The sequence below is a fragment of the Roseivivax sp. CAU 1761 genome (assembly GCF_054482755.1).
Genome location: NZ_JBTLRM010000005.1, coordinates 1 through 14,752 on the forward strand (window position 1 = coordinate 1; position 14,752 = coordinate 14,752).

Annotated in this window: 17 protein-coding genes; 8 read left to right on the top strand and 9 right to left on the bottom strand. The window is 70.5% G+C overall.

Features of this window, described 5'->3' with window-relative positions; translation table 11 throughout:
- Positions 1–228 precede the first annotated feature (228 nt).
- On the top strand, positions 229–438 hold the full coding sequence (locus ACXYMW_RS04760; RefSeq protein WP_459034152.1) for a hypothetical protein: 210 nt from the start codon (positions 229–231) through the stop codon (positions 436–438).
- A gap of 603 nt (positions 439–1,041) precedes the next feature.
- Here ACXYMW_RS04760 and ACXYMW_RS04765 read toward each other — a convergent pair.
- A complete protein-coding gene (locus tag ACXYMW_RS04765; protein ID WP_459034153.1) occupies positions 1,042–1,395 on the bottom strand; it encodes a VOC family protein in 354 nt (117 codons plus the stop codon).
- Positions 1,396–1,528: 133 nt separating this feature from the next.
- A complete protein-coding gene (gene gap, locus ACXYMW_RS04770) occupies positions 1,529–2,530 on the bottom strand; it encodes a type I glyceraldehyde-3-phosphate dehydrogenase (protein ID WP_459034154.1) in 1,002 nt (333 codons plus the stop codon).
- A 320-nt stretch (positions 2,531–2,850) separates the two neighbouring features.
- Here gap and ACXYMW_RS04775 point away from each other — a divergent pair, with 320 nt between their 5' ends.
- Entirely contained in the window at positions 2,851–3,831 is a 981-nt protein-coding gene (locus tag ACXYMW_RS04775) for a DUF808 domain-containing protein (protein ID WP_459034155.1), read from the top strand.
- A 17-nt stretch (positions 3,832–3,848) separates the two neighbouring features.
- Here ACXYMW_RS04775 and ACXYMW_RS04780 read toward each other — a convergent pair whose 3' ends face one another.
- The gene (locus ACXYMW_RS04780) at positions 3,849–5,045 is read right to left on the bottom strand and encodes a PQQ-dependent sugar dehydrogenase (RefSeq protein ID WP_459034156.1); all 1,197 of its coding nucleotides are present in this window, start codon (positions 5,043–5,045) and stop codon (positions 3,849–3,851) included.
- Between the two features lie 179 nt (positions 5,046–5,224).
- Entirely contained in the window at positions 5,225–7,240 is a 2,016-nt protein-coding gene (tkt, locus tag ACXYMW_RS04785) for a transketolase (RefSeq protein WP_459034157.1), read from the bottom strand.
- Positions 7,241–7,441: 201 nt separating this feature from the next.
- Between tkt and ACXYMW_RS04790 the strand changes: the two genes are divergently transcribed.
- Together ACXYMW_RS04790 and ACXYMW_RS04795 are read left to right on the top strand one after the other, a co-directional pair.
- Positions 7,442–7,975 (top strand): hypothetical protein, encoded by a 534-nt coding sequence (locus tag ACXYMW_RS04790; RefSeq protein WP_459034158.1) that lies wholly within the window; start codon positions 7,442–7,444, stop codon positions 7,973–7,975.
- Positions 7,975–8,394, top strand: a complete 420-nt coding sequence (locus tag ACXYMW_RS04795) for a cell division protein ZapA (RefSeq protein ID WP_459034159.1) — start codon at positions 7,975–7,977, stop codon at positions 8,392–8,394. Before ACXYMW_RS04790 ends, ACXYMW_RS04795 begins: the two co-directional genes overlap by 1 nt.
- Before the next feature lie 95 nt (positions 8,395–8,489).
- Here ACXYMW_RS04795 and ACXYMW_RS04800 read toward each other — a convergent pair whose 3' ends face one another.
- On the bottom strand, positions 8,490–8,978 hold the full coding sequence (locus ACXYMW_RS04800; RefSeq protein ID WP_459034160.1) for a cupin domain-containing protein: 489 nt from the start codon (positions 8,976–8,978) through the stop codon (positions 8,490–8,492).
- A gap of 194 nt (positions 8,979–9,172) precedes the next feature.
- Between ACXYMW_RS04800 and ACXYMW_RS04805 the strand changes: the two genes are divergently transcribed.
- On the top strand, positions 9,173–9,928 hold the full coding sequence (locus ACXYMW_RS04805; RefSeq protein ID WP_459034161.1) for a winged helix-turn-helix transcriptional regulator: 756 nt from the start codon (positions 9,173–9,175) through the stop codon (positions 9,926–9,928).
- 6 nt (positions 9,929–9,934) lie between these two features.
- Here ACXYMW_RS04805 and grxD read toward each other — a convergent pair whose 3' ends face one another.
- The 3 genes from grxD to xth all read right to left on the bottom strand — a co-directional run bounded on the left by grxD (position 9,935) and on the right by xth (position 11,492).
- Positions 9,935–10,303 carry a Grx4 family monothiol glutaredoxin gene (grxD, locus tag ACXYMW_RS04810; protein ID WP_459034162.1) on the bottom strand — a complete coding sequence of 123 codons (369 nt, stop codon included), beginning with the start codon at positions 10,301–10,303 and terminating at the stop codon, positions 9,935–9,937.
- Positions 10,304–10,353: 50 nt separating this feature from the next.
- On the bottom strand, positions 10,354–10,596 hold the full coding sequence (locus ACXYMW_RS04815; RefSeq protein ID WP_459034163.1) for a BolA/IbaG family iron-sulfur metabolism protein: 243 nt from the start codon (positions 10,594–10,596) through the stop codon (positions 10,354–10,356).
- 86 nt (positions 10,597–10,682) lie between these two features.
- On the bottom strand, positions 10,683–11,492 hold the full coding sequence (gene xth, locus ACXYMW_RS04820; RefSeq protein ID WP_459034164.1) for an exodeoxyribonuclease III: 810 nt from the start codon (positions 11,490–11,492) through the stop codon (positions 10,683–10,685).
- Between the two features lie 331 nt (positions 11,493–11,823).
- Here xth and ACXYMW_RS04825 point away from each other — a divergent pair, with 331 nt between their 5' ends.
- The 3 genes from ACXYMW_RS04825 (at position 11,824) to ACXYMW_RS04835 (ending at position 14,364) form a co-directional block, all read left to right on the top strand.
- Positions 11,824–12,312, top strand: a complete 489-nt coding sequence (locus tag ACXYMW_RS04825; RefSeq protein ID WP_459034165.1) for a hypothetical protein — start codon at positions 11,824–11,826, stop codon at positions 12,310–12,312.
- A gap of 61 nt (positions 12,313–12,373) precedes the next feature.
- Positions 12,374–13,471 carry a DUF6902 family protein gene (locus ACXYMW_RS04830; RefSeq protein ID WP_459034166.1) on the top strand — a complete coding sequence of 366 codons (1,098 nt, stop codon included), beginning with the start codon at positions 12,374–12,376 and terminating at the stop codon, positions 13,469–13,471.
- Positions 13,468–14,364, top strand: coding sequence for a DMT family transporter (locus ACXYMW_RS04835; RefSeq protein WP_459034167.1), 897 nt, complete (start codon positions 13,468–13,470; stop codon positions 14,362–14,364). Before ACXYMW_RS04830 ends, ACXYMW_RS04835 begins: the two co-directional genes overlap by 4 nt.
- A 25-nt stretch (positions 14,365–14,389) precedes the next feature.
- On the opposite strand, the gene ACXYMW_RS04840 is transcribed toward ACXYMW_RS04835, so the two are convergent.
- Positions 14,390–14,713 carry a HesB/IscA family protein gene (locus ACXYMW_RS04840; protein WP_459034168.1) on the bottom strand — a complete coding sequence of 108 codons (324 nt, stop codon included), beginning with the start codon at positions 14,711–14,713 and terminating at the stop codon, positions 14,390–14,392.
- Positions 14,714–14,752: the final 39 nt, after the last annotated feature.

The following is a 14,752-nucleotide window of genomic DNA, read 5'->3' on the forward strand; positions in this document are numbered from 1 at the left end:
GCAACGCCGGTGATCACCTCAATGCGGGTGGGTCTGTCGTTGGGCATAAGCATGTCCCCAAGCACAGGCTTGAGCCTTCCATGGTCATGCCAGGCTGTCCGGTCGAAATGGGGGGCAGTTCAGTCGGATCACATCCGGATGAGCGAAGCAATGGCGTGCTGAGAAATACAGAGTTATCCCCAGAATTAGCCACGGTTAATTGGGGTACTTGTGCACAGAGGGCTTACTATGGCCTATGCCACCAAACAACTTGACGGCGCTTCCAACGGCTTCGACGGAACAACAGTATTTGTTATGACGGATGGCAGCATATATCGTCAGACCGAGTACTACTACCACTACAGGTATGAGTGGCGTCCCAAAGCGACGGTAATCAATGACCGGGAGATCCTGTTGGCAGGCATCTCCAAAGTCGTGCGTGTAGAACGACTTCGGTAAAGAACGGTCATATCGTGATCTGGTAAATCGAGGGCGAACACAGCCCCCGGCGCGGAACAGCGGCCGCAGGCCGCCGCGCATCGCCGGGCCGCCCCCCGGCCCGGCGATCTGGTGGGGCCGGGCGCTCGGTTTTGGACGTCTTCGGACGTGGCCGGGATAAACCAAGGGGTTCCCCGGTCGAAATCGCCGCGCTGCGGCCCGACGACGCGCGGCTTCGCTCTGCAAGCCCGAGGGCAGGGCGCAATTCGGACCGTATGGCTCCCTGGCCGGCGACGACCTCCATAGAGACGAGGCGTTCGGGCAAGGCCGCCGGCGCGGAACAAAGGCCGCAAGGCCGCCGCGCATCGCCGGGCCGCCCCCCGGCCCGGCGATCTGGTGGGTCTGGGCGCTCGGTTCTGAACGTCTTCGGACGTGGCCGGGATAAACCAAGGGGCTCTCCGGTCGGGATCGCCGCGCCGCGGTCCGACGCTGCGCGGCTTTGCGTCTCGCTGCGGGCGGCAGGAGACTCCGCGGTCATTGCGGCGACGCGACCGGCTCCACGACGCAATTCACGCGGAGCCGGCACTTTCCGGTGGCCCGCTCCCTTGCCCGGGCACGCGCCGTTCAGGCGGTGTGGGACAGCACGTTGACCAGCGTGCCGGCCGGGTCGCGCAGGAAGAAACGCCGCACGCCCCAGGGCTCGGTCACCGGGCCGTAGACCAAAGCGTGGCCCAGGGCGGTGGCGCGCGCCTCCACCGCATCGACATCGTCGACCTCGATCGACAGCGCCGGAACCTCGGTGCCCGAACCGCCCTCCGAGGCGATTCCCAGTTGCGTCAACGCGGTTTCGCCGGAGGCCAGCGTCACCATCCAGCCGTGGTCCATCACGGCCTCGAGGCCGAACAGCTCGGCGTAGAAGGTGCGGATCCCGGCGACATCCGGGGTGGCGATGTTGGCGACAATGCGGCGGACGGTCATGGCGGCTCCTCCGGGCTTGGCCCCGGAGACATAACACCTTGCCGCGCCGCCGTCCTGCCGGGCGCCCGCAGACGAAAACCGCCCGGAGCCGAGGGGCGCCGGGCGGGACAGGGATCGGAAACCGGGGGCGGTCTCAGTGCAGCAGCCGGCCCATCGCCGCCGCGGTGTCGGCCATGCGGGCCGAGAAGCCCCATTCGTTGTCGTACCAGGCCAGGACGCGCACCATGCGGCCCACCACCTTGGTCTGGTCGGGGGCGAAGATCGAGCTTGCCGTGGTGTGGTTGAAATCGACCGAGACCTTGGGCTCGGGATCGTAGGCCAGCACCGTGCCCATGCGGCCGGCGGCGGCCTCGCGGACGATCTCGTTGACGTCGTCCACGGTCACGTCGCGGCCGGCGAAGAAGGTCAGGTCGACGGCCGAGACGTTGGGCGTGGGCACCCGCATCGCGGTGCCGTCGAGCTTGCCCCTGAGGTTCGGCAGCACCTCGCCCAGCGCCTTCGCGGCGCCGGTCGAGGTCGGGATCATCGCCATCGCCGCGGCGCGGGCGCGGTAGAGGTCCTTATGGCGGCGGTCGAGCGTCGGCTGGTCGCCGGTATAGGAATGGATCGTCGTCATGATGCCGGATTCGATGCCGATCGCCTCGTCCAGCACCTTGGCCAGCGGCGCCAGGCAGTTCGTCGTGCAGGAGCCGTTGGAGATCATCCGCTCGTCGGCCATCAGGTCGCGGTGGTTGACGCCGTAGACCACGGTGCGGTCGACGTTCTTGGCCGGGGCCGAGATCAGCACCTTCTTGGCGCCGCGGTCGAGATGCACGGCGCTCTTCTCGCCGTCGTTGAAGTTGCCGGTGCATTCCAGCACCACGTCGCAGCCCGACCAGTCGAGCTCGGAGGGATCGTAGGTGGAGAACATCTCCATCGGGCCGCGGCCGAGATCCATGGTGTTGCCGGAGACGCGGACCTCGCCGGGGAAGCGGCCATGCACGCTGTCGTAGCGCAGGAGATGCGCCGAGGTCTCGATCGGCCCGGTGGCGTTGATCTTCACCACCTGCACGTCGTTGCGGGCGCTCTCGGCGATATGCGCCAGCGTGCAGCGGCCGATGCGGCCGAAGCCGTTGATCCCAAGCGTCACGGTCATGGCGGGGTCCCCTTTCCGATCATGTCGGACAGGCAGTTACGCGTCACTTCACCGGAAGGAAAGGCAAAAAGCCTTTTTTGACAATATGTTATCGCAAACAGGCTGGGTCTGTGGCGTGATGGCGCTAACCGCTGCGGCCCGTTCGCGCTAACGCGGCCGGATCGTCGCGGCGGCGGAAACCATGGTGCGGGACGGGCCCGAATCCTCCGCCGCATGGGGCCCGCGCGGTCGCCGGTGCGGCGTCCCACGCTAGGTTCAGAGCGAACTTGCAGCGGGGAGGCGCCACGCTAGGATTCCGCGCGCAGCAGAAAGGGTGAATGATGAGCGGACTTCTGGCGCTTCTCGACGATGTCTCGGCCATTGCGAAGGTGGCCGCGGCCTCGGTGGACGACGTGACCGCGCAGGCGCTGAAGGCCGGCTCGAAGGCGGCCGGGGCGGTGATCGACGACGCCGCGGTGACGCCGAAATACGTCACCGGCTTTCCGCCGGGCCGCGAGCTGCCGATCATCTGGAAGATCGCTCGCGGCTCGCTGTTCAACAAGCTGGTGATCCTGACCCCGATCGGGCTGCTGCTGGCGGCCTTCGCGCCCTGGGCGATCCCGCCGCTGCTGATGCTGGGCGGGGCCTATCTGTGCTTCGAGGGGGCGGAGAAGATCTGGCACGCCATCGCGCATCGCGACGACCACGCCGCGACGCCCGAGAAGCAGCCGCTCGAGGCGCAGCATCTCGAGGAGCAGAAGGTCAAGGGCGCGATCAAGACCGACTTCATCCTGTCGGCCGAGATCATGACCATCGCGCTGTCGGCGATCCCGGAATCGAGCTTCTGGATGGAGGCCGGCACGCTGGCCATGGTCGGCGTGCTGATCACCTTGGCGGTCTACGGCGCGGTCGCGGTGATCGTGAAGATGGACGATATCGGGCTCTGGCTGGCGCAGACCGCGCGCACCGGGGCGGGGCGCGGCTTCGGCCGCTTCATCGTCAAGGCGATGCCGGTGCTGATGAAGGTCCTGTCGGTGGTCGGCACCGCGGCGATGCTCTGGGTCGGCGGCTCGATCATCGTGCACGGCCTGGCGCAGATGGGCTGGCACGCTCCCGAGGACATCATCCACCATGGCGCGGTGGCGGCGGCGGCGCTGACGCCGGAAAACCTGCACGGCACGGTGGAATGGACCGTCACCGCGGCGCTCGACGGCGTGCTGGGCATCCTGCTCGGGCTGGCGCTGATCCCGCTCGGCACCCGGGTGATCGGTCCGGTCTGGACCTCGGTCTTCGGCGGCAAGGAGGAAACGGCGGCGCAGTGAGCGCCGCCGCTCGGGCCTCAGCTGGCGCTGCCCGGGGCGATCCGGACGATCTCGCCATCGGCGAAATCCGTGATGGCGAGCAGGCTGCCGTCATCATCCACGGCAAGGTCGCGGACGCGGCCCAGATCCATGTGCAGGCGCTCCTCGGCGGTGACCCGGCCCTCCGAGATCTCCAGCCGCACGATGCCGCCGGGGTGGAGCGAGCCGATCAGCACATCGCCCTGCCAGTCCGGGAAGGCGTCGCCGTCATAGGTCAGCATGCCGGCGGGCGCGATCACCGGGTCCCAGAAATAGACCGGCTCGGTCATGCCTTCGGCGCGGGCCTCGCCGGAGCCCACCGGCGAGCCGTCGTAGTTCTGGCCGTAGCTGACGACCGGCCAGCCGTAATTCGCGCCGGCCTCGATGCGGTTCAGCTCGTCGCCGCCCTGCGGCCCGTGCTCGATGGTCCAGAGTTCGCCGTCGCGCATCATCGCGCCCTGGATGTTGCGGTGGCCCAAGCTCCACACGGTCGGCAGCGCGTCGGGGCGGCCGGCATAGGGGTTGCCCTCGGGCACGCCGCCCTCGGGGTCGACGCGCACGACCTTGCCGTAGGTCTTGTCGAGATCCTGCGCATAGACCCGGGTTTTCTGCGAGGAATGCTCGCCCGTGGTGATGTAGACATGGCCCTCGCCGTCGAAGACCAGGCGCGAGCCGAAATGCATCGGCGTCGAGCTTCCCGGCTCCTGCACGAAGATGTCGCGCACGTCCTCGAGCGCGGTCATGTCCTCGGACAGGGTGCCGTAGGCCGCGGCGGTGGCGGACAGGCCTTCGCCCACCGGCTTGGCATAGGTCAGGTAGACCCGGCGGGAGGTCTCGAAATCCGGCGCCAGCGCCACGTCGAGCAGGCCGCCCTGTTTCTCGGCCATCACCTCGGGGGTGCCGGAGATCGGGTCGTGCACGGTGCCGTCCTCGGCGACGTGGCGTAGCCGGCCGGGGCGCTCCGTGACGAGATAGCCCTGATCGTCCGGCAGCACCTCGATGCCCCAGGGATGCTCGAGGCCGCTGGCCAGCGCCTCGGTCTCGCCGGTCGTCTCGGAGGTTTCGAGCGCGGCGCGGAACTGTTCGTCGAAGGCCGGCGCGAAGTCGGTGTGGCGCGGGCCGCGTTCGAAGTCCTGCGCGGCGGTGGCGGTGGCCGCGAGAGCGGCGGCGGCGGTCAGCAGGCTGCGATGGGGCATCGTGTCTCCTTCGGGTTGTCCCGTAGGGGATACGCATGCGGCAGCGGAGGCGTTCGCTCACAACGCGGTGACGTCGCCGGGGGCCGCCCGGCTGATCGGGCCGGAGGGCGGGCGGCGCGCCGGCCCGGGGCCCACGGGTCAACCCTCGGCCGGCGGGCGCATCCCGCCCCGGGGGCCGTTCAGAGCAGCGCCTTGACCTTGGCGGCCGCCGCCTCGGCGGTGATGTCGAAATGCTCGAACAGGACCTCGGCCGGGGCGGAGGCGCCGAAGCCCTCCATGCCGACGAAATCGGCCTTGTTCGGGCGGCCGCGCTCGCCGGTCAGCCAGCGGTCCCAGCCCATCCGGCAGGCCGCCTCGATGGCCACGCGGACCGGGCCCGGCGGCAGGATGCGGCGGCGATAGGCCTCGTCCTGCTGCGCGAAGAGCTCCATGCAGGGCATCGAGACGACGCGGGTGCCGATGCCCTCGGCCTGCAGCGCCTCGCGCGCCGCCAGCGCCACCTGCACCTCGGAGCCGGTGGCGATCAGGATCGCCTGCCGCTTGCCCTCGGCCTCGGCCAGAACATAGGCGCCCTGGGCGGTCAGGTTCTTCGACTTGTGCTCGCGGCGCACCGTGGGCAGGTTCTGCCGCGACAGCGCCAGCACCGACGGCGTCGCGTCCTGGGTCAGCGCGATCTCCCACGCCTCGGCGGTCTCCACCGTGTCGGCGGGACGGAAGACCAGCGTGTTGGGCGTCGCCCGGCTGATCGCCAGATGCTCCACCGGCTGGTGGGTCGGGCCGTCTTCGCCGAGGCCGATGCTGTCATGCGTCATCACGAAGACCGTGGGCACGCGCTGCAGCGCCGCCAGCCGCATCGCCGGGCGGGCATAGTCGGTGAAGCACATGAAGGTGCCGCCATAGGGCCGGATGCCGCCATGCAGCGCCATGCCGTTCATCGCCGCCGCCATGCCGTGCTCGCGGATACCGTAATAGACGTAGCGGCCCTTGCGGTTCTCGACGTCGAAGACGCCCAGATCGGGGGTCTTGGTGTTGTTCGACCCGGTGAGGTCGGCCGAGCCGCCGAGGGTCTCGGGCAGGATCGGGTTCACCACCTCGAGCACCATCTCGGAGGATTTCCGCGTCGCCACCTTGGGCGCGGTCTCGACGATCTGCTTCTTCAGCGCCTTGATGGTGGCCGACAGCTTCTTCGGCGCCTCGCCCGCGAGCGTGCGCTCGAATTCCTTGCGGCGGGCGTCGGAGGCGCCCTCCAGCCGCTCGCTCCAGGCCTGGCGCTCGGGGGCGCCGCGGCTTCCGATCTCCTCCCACTGGCGCTTGACCTCGTCGGGCACTTCGAAGGGGCCCCAGGACCAGCCCCAGGCCTCCTTGGCGTCGAGCAGCTGCTGCGGGTCGGTCAGCGCGCCGTGGCCCTTGGAGGTGTCCTGCGCCGCATGGCCGAGGGCGATGTGGGTCTTGCAGGCGATCATCGACGGGCGCGGGTCGGCCTTCGCCGCCGCGATGGCGGCGTCGATCGCCGCCGGGTCGTGGCCGTCGATCGACTGCACGTGCCAGCCGGCGGCCTCGAAGCGCATCTGCTGGTTGGTGCGGTCGGAGATGTCGACCTTGCCGTCGATGGTGATCGAGTTGTCGTCCCAGAACACCGTCAGGCGGCCGAGCTGCTGGCGCCCGGCCAGGGTGATCGCCTCCTGGCTGACGCCCTCCATCAGGCAGCCGTCGCCGGCGATCACCCAGGTGCGGTGATCGACATGCTTCTTGCCGAAGCGCGCGCGCAGGGATTCCTCGGCCATGGCGAAGCCCACCGACATGGCGATGCCCTGGCCGAGCGGGCCGGTGGTGGTCTCGATGCCGCGGGCGAGGAAGTTCTCGGGATGCCCGGCGGTGCGGCTCTTGAGCTGGCGGAAGTTGCGGATCTCGTCCAGCGTGATCTCCGGATCGCCGGTCAGGTAGAGCAGCGAATAGACCAGCATCGAGCCGTGGCCGGCGGACAGGATGAACCGGTCGCGGTCGGCCCAGTCCGGCGCCGAGGCGTCGAACTTGAGATGCTTCTCGTAGAGCACGGTGGCGACGTCGGCCATGCCGATCGGCGCCCCGGAATGTCCGGAATTGGCGGCGGCGACGGCGTCCAGCGTGAGGGCGCGGATGGCGCCGGCGCGCATCCAGTGGTCGGGATTGCGGGTGCGGAGCGCTTCGATATCCATGAGGGGGCCTGTTCCTTCAGGTCGGCAAGATCGGTTGCGCCGTCCTTAGCAGCCGGGGCGCCAAGATCAAGCGCAGGGCTCAAAGCCTTGACTCGGAAGGGTGCGCGGATTTGCATCTGGCCTAGCGAAGGTCGATAGAGGGGCGCAGACGCGATTCGGGCGCGCTCCGGCCCGCGGCGGCGACGGCAATAGGGACAGGCGATGAGCGAGATCGACGAGCTGCAGCACAGGATCGCATCGGCGCTGGACCGGATCGCGGTGGGCGCCGAGGCGCTGGAGCGCGTGCGCCCGGCGGCCGACCCGGAGCCCCCCGCAACCGATCCCGAGGAGCTGGCCGAGCTGCGCGCCGCGCTCGAGGACGAGCGCCTGGCCAACCGCCAGCTCGAGGAGCGGGTGCGGGCGCTGAAGGAGCGCCAGGAGGGCCAGCTGGCCGAGCTGCGCGCCCAGATCGGCGCCGGCCGCGAGGGATTGCTGCATCTCGACGCCGAACTGCAGCGCATGCGCCAAGCCAACGAGACGCTCGAGGCGGCGACGCAGGAATTGTCCCGGGCGCTGGCCGAGGGCGCCGGCGACAAGGCGATGATCGACCGCGCCATGCTGGCCGAGCTCGAGAGCATCCGCGCCGCGCGCGCCGCCGACGAGGCCGAGGCCCGCGCGGTGCTGGGCGCGCTGACGCCGCTGCTGGCCGATGCCGCGCGCGCCGAGGCCGCGGACCAGAACGGGGAGACCGGCTGATGCCCGAGGTTGAAGTCAGCATCGGCGGACGCACCTTCGCGGTGGCCTGTCAGGCCGGCGAAGAGGAATATCTGCGCAGCGCCGCGCGCATGCTCGACGAGGAAGCGCAGGTCCTGGTCGACCAGATCGGCCGGGTGCCCGAGGGGCGGATGCTGCTGATGGCGGGCCTGATGCTGGCCGACAAGACCGCCGGGCTCGAGGACCGGCTGAAGGCGGCCGAGGCGCGCGAGGCGGCGCTGGCCCAGCAGGTCGCCGACCTGCAATCCCGCCCGGCGCCCGATCCGCAGCGCGTCGAGGTGCCGGTCCTGCCCAAGGGCGTGACCGACACTCTGGCCGAGCTGGCCGCCCGCGCCGAGGCGCTGGCCGGCGAGATCGAGGAACGCGCCGCCGCGGCGGCGGACGAGACCGGCACGCCCTGACCCGGGCCGGAGCCCCGGGCCGGGACGCGCCCATGGTCATGCGCGGTCCGGGGTCGTGAGCGGTCTGGCCGGACCCCAGGCGCCGGGCCGGGACCTCAGTTGACGCGCGGATCCTGGGATTCGTCGACATAGGTGATGTCGAACGGTCCCATGCCGTTGATCTGCAGCACGGTTTCCTCGTCGGTCCAGGCGTAATGCGGCTGGCCGGCCGGCATCCGCACGAAGCTGCCGGCGCTCAGGATGTGGCTGTCTTCGCGGTTCAGGGTCTCGCCGGCATTCATTCCCAGCGTCCCCGAGATCACCGTGACGTGCTCCTCCTTGGAATGCGAATGCGGCGGCACCTCGTAGCCGGCGGGAAATTTCAGCCGGATGACGAACGGGCCTTCCTCGGCCGGGGAGCCGAACAGCACCGCGACCTGCGCGCCCTCGGGGAGGGTGGCGGGGCCGGGGGCGAAGGTCACCTGGTCGCTCGGCATCACCTTGTGGGCCTGTTCGCCGGCACCACCGGCGCCGCCCACCAGGGCGGCCAGGCCAAGCCCGCCGGACACGGCGAGCGCTTGCAACATGAAACGGGTAACGGGCATGACGTTTTCCCTCCTGTAAGGACAGCGGGCCGGGACGCGCGCAACGGCGCGCGGCGGACGCCTCTGGCTGCCATCCCCATCATGCGCCCCGGCCCCGGGGGCGATCCAGTCCACGAAGTGTAGTGGCCCCCGCCCAATCCGAGATGGATCGGGGCGAGCCGGCATGCGACACTGCCACCGGGGAGGGTATGCGCATGTCCGAGGCATCCTATCCGCTCTTCTGTCCGGTGGCGATGGCGGCCGATCTGCTGGAGCCGCGCTGGACCCTGCTGATCCTGTGCGAACTCTGGGCCGGGTCGCGGCGCTTCAACGATATCCATCGCGGCGTGCCCGGCATGTCGCCGACGCTGCTGGCGCGGCGCCTGCGCGAGATGCAGGCCCGCGGCCTGGTGCGCCGCAGCGCCACGGGCCGGGGCGGTCCGCCCGGCTATGCGCCGACGGAGATGGCCGAGGAACTGGAGCCGATCGTGGCCGCGCTCGGGGCCTGGGCGCATCGCAACATCCGGCCCGAGATCGCGCTGGCCGATCTCGACGACCGGGTGCTGATGTGGAACGTGCGGCGCAAGATCGACACCCTGGCGCTGCCGGTGCCGCGCTGCGTGATCCGCTTCGCATTGACCGATCCGGCCGGGGCGCGCAGCCGCTACTGGATGGTGATCCGGCCCGGGCGGGCGCCGGATCTGTGCTATGTCGACAAGGGGTTCGACGTCGATCTCTATGTCGAGGCGACGCTCCGGGCGTTCACCGCGGCCTGGATCGGGCATTCGAGCTTCGGCGCGGAGATCGCCGCCGGGCGCATCGCCCTGATCGGCCATCGCGGGCTGGCCGACACGCTGGAAGGATGGCTGGTGCGCAGCAGCTTCGCGGCGTCGGGCGAAGCCGGGGCGGCGGGGTTGCCGCCGCGACCGGCCCCGGCGCCGCAATGCGGGCAGGGCCGGCCGGTCTCCTGAGCGGGATCAGCCGTTGGCTTCGCGGATCTTCGCGGCGGCGTCCTTGTCGAAGGCCACGCCGTTCTCCTCGAACAGCTTGTCGAGCTCGCCCGACAGGGTCATTTCGGTGATGATGTCGCAGCCGCCGACGAACTCGCCCTTGACGTAGAGCTGCGGGATCGTCGGCCAGTCGGAATAATCCTTGATGCCCTGGCGGATCGCCTCGTCGGCCAGCACGTTCACGTCGGCATAGTCGACGCCCATGTAGTTCAGCACCCCGGCGACGCGGCTGGAGAAGCCGCATTGCGGCATCGTCTTGGTGCCCTTCATGTAAAGCACCACGTCGTGGGCCTTGACGGTTTCCTCGATCTGGCTCTTGGCGTCGGTCGTCGTCATCTGGGGATCCTTTGCTCTTCCGGCCGGGGCGGGCCCGGCGGCGGGGGCGGTCAGTCGGGCGCTTTGGTGGTCAGGGCGAGGGCGTGCAGCTCGCCCTGCGAGCCGTCCATCTTGCCCTTCAGGGCGGCGTAGACGGCGCGCTGCTGCTGCACCCGGTTCTGGCCGCGGAAGCTTTCGTCGATGACCTCGGCGGCGTAGTGATTGCCGTCGCCGGCGAGATCGGTGATCGTGATCTTGGCCTCCGGGAAGGCTTCCCGGATCAGGTTCTCGATTTCCTGGGCCTCAATAGCCATCCTGCGCGCTCCGTGTTCTTCGCCCCTGATGTATGCGAGCCCCGCCAGCGGCACAAGGGCAGGGCGCGGGCGGAGGGGGGTGCCGATCAGGCGGCGAGATCGATCCAGACCGGGACGTGGTCCGAGGGCTTTTCGCGGCCGCGACGGTCGCGGTCGATGCCGGCCTCCAGAAGCAGGTCGGCGGCGGCCGGGCTCAGCAGCGCGTGGTCGATGCGGATGCCGTTGTCGCGCTCCCAGGACCGCGCCTGGTAATCCCAGAAGCTGTAATGCCCGGGGCCCTGCACGCGGGCGCGGAAGGCGTCGGTGAAGCCCAGGTTGAGGATGCGCCGGAAGGCGTCGCGGCTCTCGGGCAGAAACAGCGCGTCCTGCCGCCAGGCCTCGGGGCGGGCGGCGTCCTCGGCCTGCGGGATGATGTTGTAGTCGCCGGCCATCACCGCCGGCATCTCCGCGTCGAGGAGGTCGCGGGCGCGCGCCTCGAGCCGCGCCATCCAGTCGAGCTTGTAGCCGTACTTGCCCTCGCGCAGCGGCCGGCCCGCCGCGTCGAAGGCGACCGGGTTGCCGTTCGGCAGATAGAGGCCGCAAACCCGCACCGCGTCCCGTTCGCCGATCACCGTGGCCTCGATCCAGCGCGCTTGTTCGTCCTCGGGATCGCCGGGCAGGCCGCGGCTGACATCCTCGAGCGGCAGGCGCGACAGGATGGCCACCCCGTTGAAGCCCTTCTGGCCGTGCGTCTCGACCCGGTAGCCCAGATCCTCGACCAGCTCGCGCGGGAAGCTCTCGTCCTGCGACTTGATCTCCTGGAGCAGCGCCACGTCGGGGCGCTCCTCTTCCAGCCAGGCGAGCAGGGTCTCGATCCGCGCCTTCACGCCGTTGATGTTGAAGGTTGCGATCCTCATCGGCTCCCCCTGTCTGCGGACCGCGTCAAGCGGGCCGGCCCCGTTGCCCGGCCCCGTATCGCCGAGGCGTGAAGCGGTGACAAGCGCTGCCGGGGGCAGATGATTCGCGCGCCGCAGCCGTTAACCCGCCCGAAACCCGGCAACCGGCAGGTTCGGCTGGAAAAAAGTTCGTCTTGTGGATTGTTTCCGAGGAGGAAACCGACCCGAAAGTTTATCGCGTGACCTTTGTGTGAGTAAGCCGGGGACAACTCGTATGACGATAAAAAATCGTTGTATGACGCTAAAATCGTGGAAGCATCAAGGGCATTCACCTCAACAAAGGAACCCTGCCATGACCCTCGCGATGCCCTGCCTCCCGACCTCCGACAATGCCTGGAACAGCCCGTCCCGCGCCGCGGCCCAGGCCCCGGCGAGCCTGTTCGACGGCGCCGAATGCGGGCTCTTCACCTCCGGCTCCGCTCCGGCGGCGAGCCGCGCCGAGACCGGCGACGCGGTGGCGCTCTTCACCTCGGGTTCCGCTCCGGCGGCGAGCCGCGCCGAGACCGGCGACGCGGTGGCGCTCTTCACCTCGGGCTCCGCTCCGGCGACGAGCCGCGCCGAGACCGGCGATGCGGTGGCGCTCTTCACCTCGGGCTCGGCTCCGGCGACGAGCCGCGCCGAGACCGGCGACGCGGTGGCGCTCTTCACCTCCGGCTCGGCTCCGGCGGCGAGCCGCGCCGAGACCGGCGATGCGGTGGCGCTCTTCACCTCGGGCTCGGCTCCGCGGGGCAGCGGCGGGATGACCGGCGAAGCCACCGCGCTGTTCACATCCGGATCTTGATTGACACAACCGGGGACAGGCACTCTGAGCCTGTCCCTGGCAGCGCCGCGGAGACGTCGAGATGGCCAATATCCTGCCTTTCCCCATCGCCCCGCGCCCGGATGCGGCGGGCCGCCTCGCGCGCCTGCTCGGGGCGGTGGCCGAGCTGCGCCGCGATCCCGGCTGCGTGTTCTGGCTGAAGGAATGCGCCGAGCTGCTGAACGTGGCGCAGGCGATCGGCGCCCCCGCCGGGGAGGCGGCGCTGATCCCGTTGCGCGGCTTCTACGACAGCGCCCGCGAGCGCTTCGCGTTCTTCCCGCAATATTACCGCTTCCTGCTCTCCATCATCCTCGACCTCGAGGATCTGGGCCTGCCCGGGGGCCGGGGGGCGGAGCTGGTGGCCGAAACCGCGCGCCGCGGACTGGCCGAGGCCGAGCTCTCCGATCTCCAGCGCATGGAGGCGCACCGCCTGATGGCCCGCCGCGACGGCCGGCCGCTGCTGCGCGACGCCGCGCTGGTGGCCCGGCTGCGCGACTTCGCGGCGCAAAGCGCCACCTTCGCGCTGCCCAACAAGAAGGCGGCCTACGAGCTCACTCACATCGTCTTCTACCTCAGCGAATACGGCCGCCGCGATCCCGACCTGCCGCCGGCGGCGCTGACCTCGCTGCATTACGCCGGCCTTCTGGCCTTCATCGAGCGCAATTCCGACCTGATGGCCGAGATCTGCATCGCGCTGCGCTATGCCGGCCGCCGGCCGCCGCAGGCCTGGACCGCCTGGCTGGCCGAGGCCAGGGCGCGCTTCGTGCTCCGCGCAGCCCCCGGCGCACCGGTCGAGGATGCCTGGCACGACTGGCTCGTCGGGCAATGGTGGGCCGGCCTGTCCGGGGCGGCGCCCTTCGACGTCCGCCTGCCCGAGGGCGCGCTGCGCATTCAGCGCCGGGGCCCGGGCGCCGCGCCGCTGCGCGAGGTGTCGCAGGCGCTCTACGCCATGGGCGGGGCCCGCAGCGGCGACTGGCACCGGATGCGGCCGCGGCTCGAGGCCCGGCTGTCGGCCGACACCGCGGCGCTGCTGGACCGCGCCGCCGCCTCCTGCGACGGGCCGGAGGGCGTGTTCGAGGGCTTCTTCGAGGGCTTCGCCCGGCCCGCAGGCGGCCTCCGCGCCTTGGGGGTGCCGGCATGATCCGCCCTTCGGCCCTCTGCGCGGGATCGCTGCTGGTGGCGCTCTACACGCTGGTGATCGCCGCCGCCGACGGCATCACCAAGCGCATCGCCGGCGCCTACGAGGCGCCGCAGCTCTTCGCGCTCTCCGCGGCGATCGTGGTGGCGCTCTGCTGGCTCGGCGCGCAGGCCACGCAGCGCGGCACGGCGAGCCTCGCCACCTCCTGCCGCGGCGCCATGGCGGCGCGCGCCGCGCTCACCGTGGTGGCGGCGGCCGGCTTCTTCATGGCCTTCCGGCTGCTGCCCTTCGCCGACGTCTTCCTGTTCATCGCGCTGATGCCGGTGATCGCGGCGCTGCTCTCCGGCCCGGTCCTGGGCGAACGGGTCCGCCCGGCGGCCTGGACGGCGCTGGCGCTGGGCTCGGCCGGGGTGCTCTGCCTGCTGCCGGCCGGCCCGGGCACGGCCAGCGCCGGGCATTTCTGGGCGGCGCTCGGCGCGGTCAGCGGCACCGGCTCGATGGTCGCCTCGCGCTGGATCGGGCGGCGCGAACGGGCGAGCCTCGCGCAGGTCTTCTGGCCCAACCTCGCGATCCTCGCGGTGATGGGCGCGGCCTTGCCCTGGGTCTGGCGGCCGATGCCGGGCGCCGATTGGGGCTGGGTCGCGGCCTATGCGGTGCTGCTCTTCGCCGCCCGCTGGCTGGTGGTCGAGGCGCTGCGCCTGCTGCCGGCCTGGCTCGCCACGCCGCTGATGAACCTGCAATTCGTCTGGATGGTGGCGATCGGCGCGCTGGCCTTCGGCGAATGGCCCGATGCCGGCACCTGGACCGGCGTCGCGCTGGTCATCGCCTCGGGGCTCTGGCTGGTGGCGGGCGAGCGCCGGCGGCCGGTGCAGCGGCCGGTGGCCTCCGCCGGCTGAAGGCCGGCGGTCTCACATCCGGACCTTACATCGAGAAGCTGGTGCCGCAGCCGCAGGACGAGGCGACGTTCGGGTTGTCGATGACGAAGCGGGCGCCGATCAGTTCCTCGGTGAAGTCGATCACCGCGTTCTCCAGGAAGGGCAGCGAGACCTCGTCGATCACCACCTTCTCGCCCTGACCCTCGAGCACCAGGTCGTCCTCGGCCGGGTTGTCGAGCCGGATGTCGTACTGGAAGCCCGAGCAGCCGCCGCCTTCGACCGCCACCCGCAGGGCCTGGCCCTCGGCGCCGGCGCCGATCTCCTTGAGGCGGGCAAAGGCGCGGTCGGTGACTTTCGGGGGCAGGCGCATGGGCAATCTCCTTTCGCACCGGCGGGCGGCTTTGCTTCG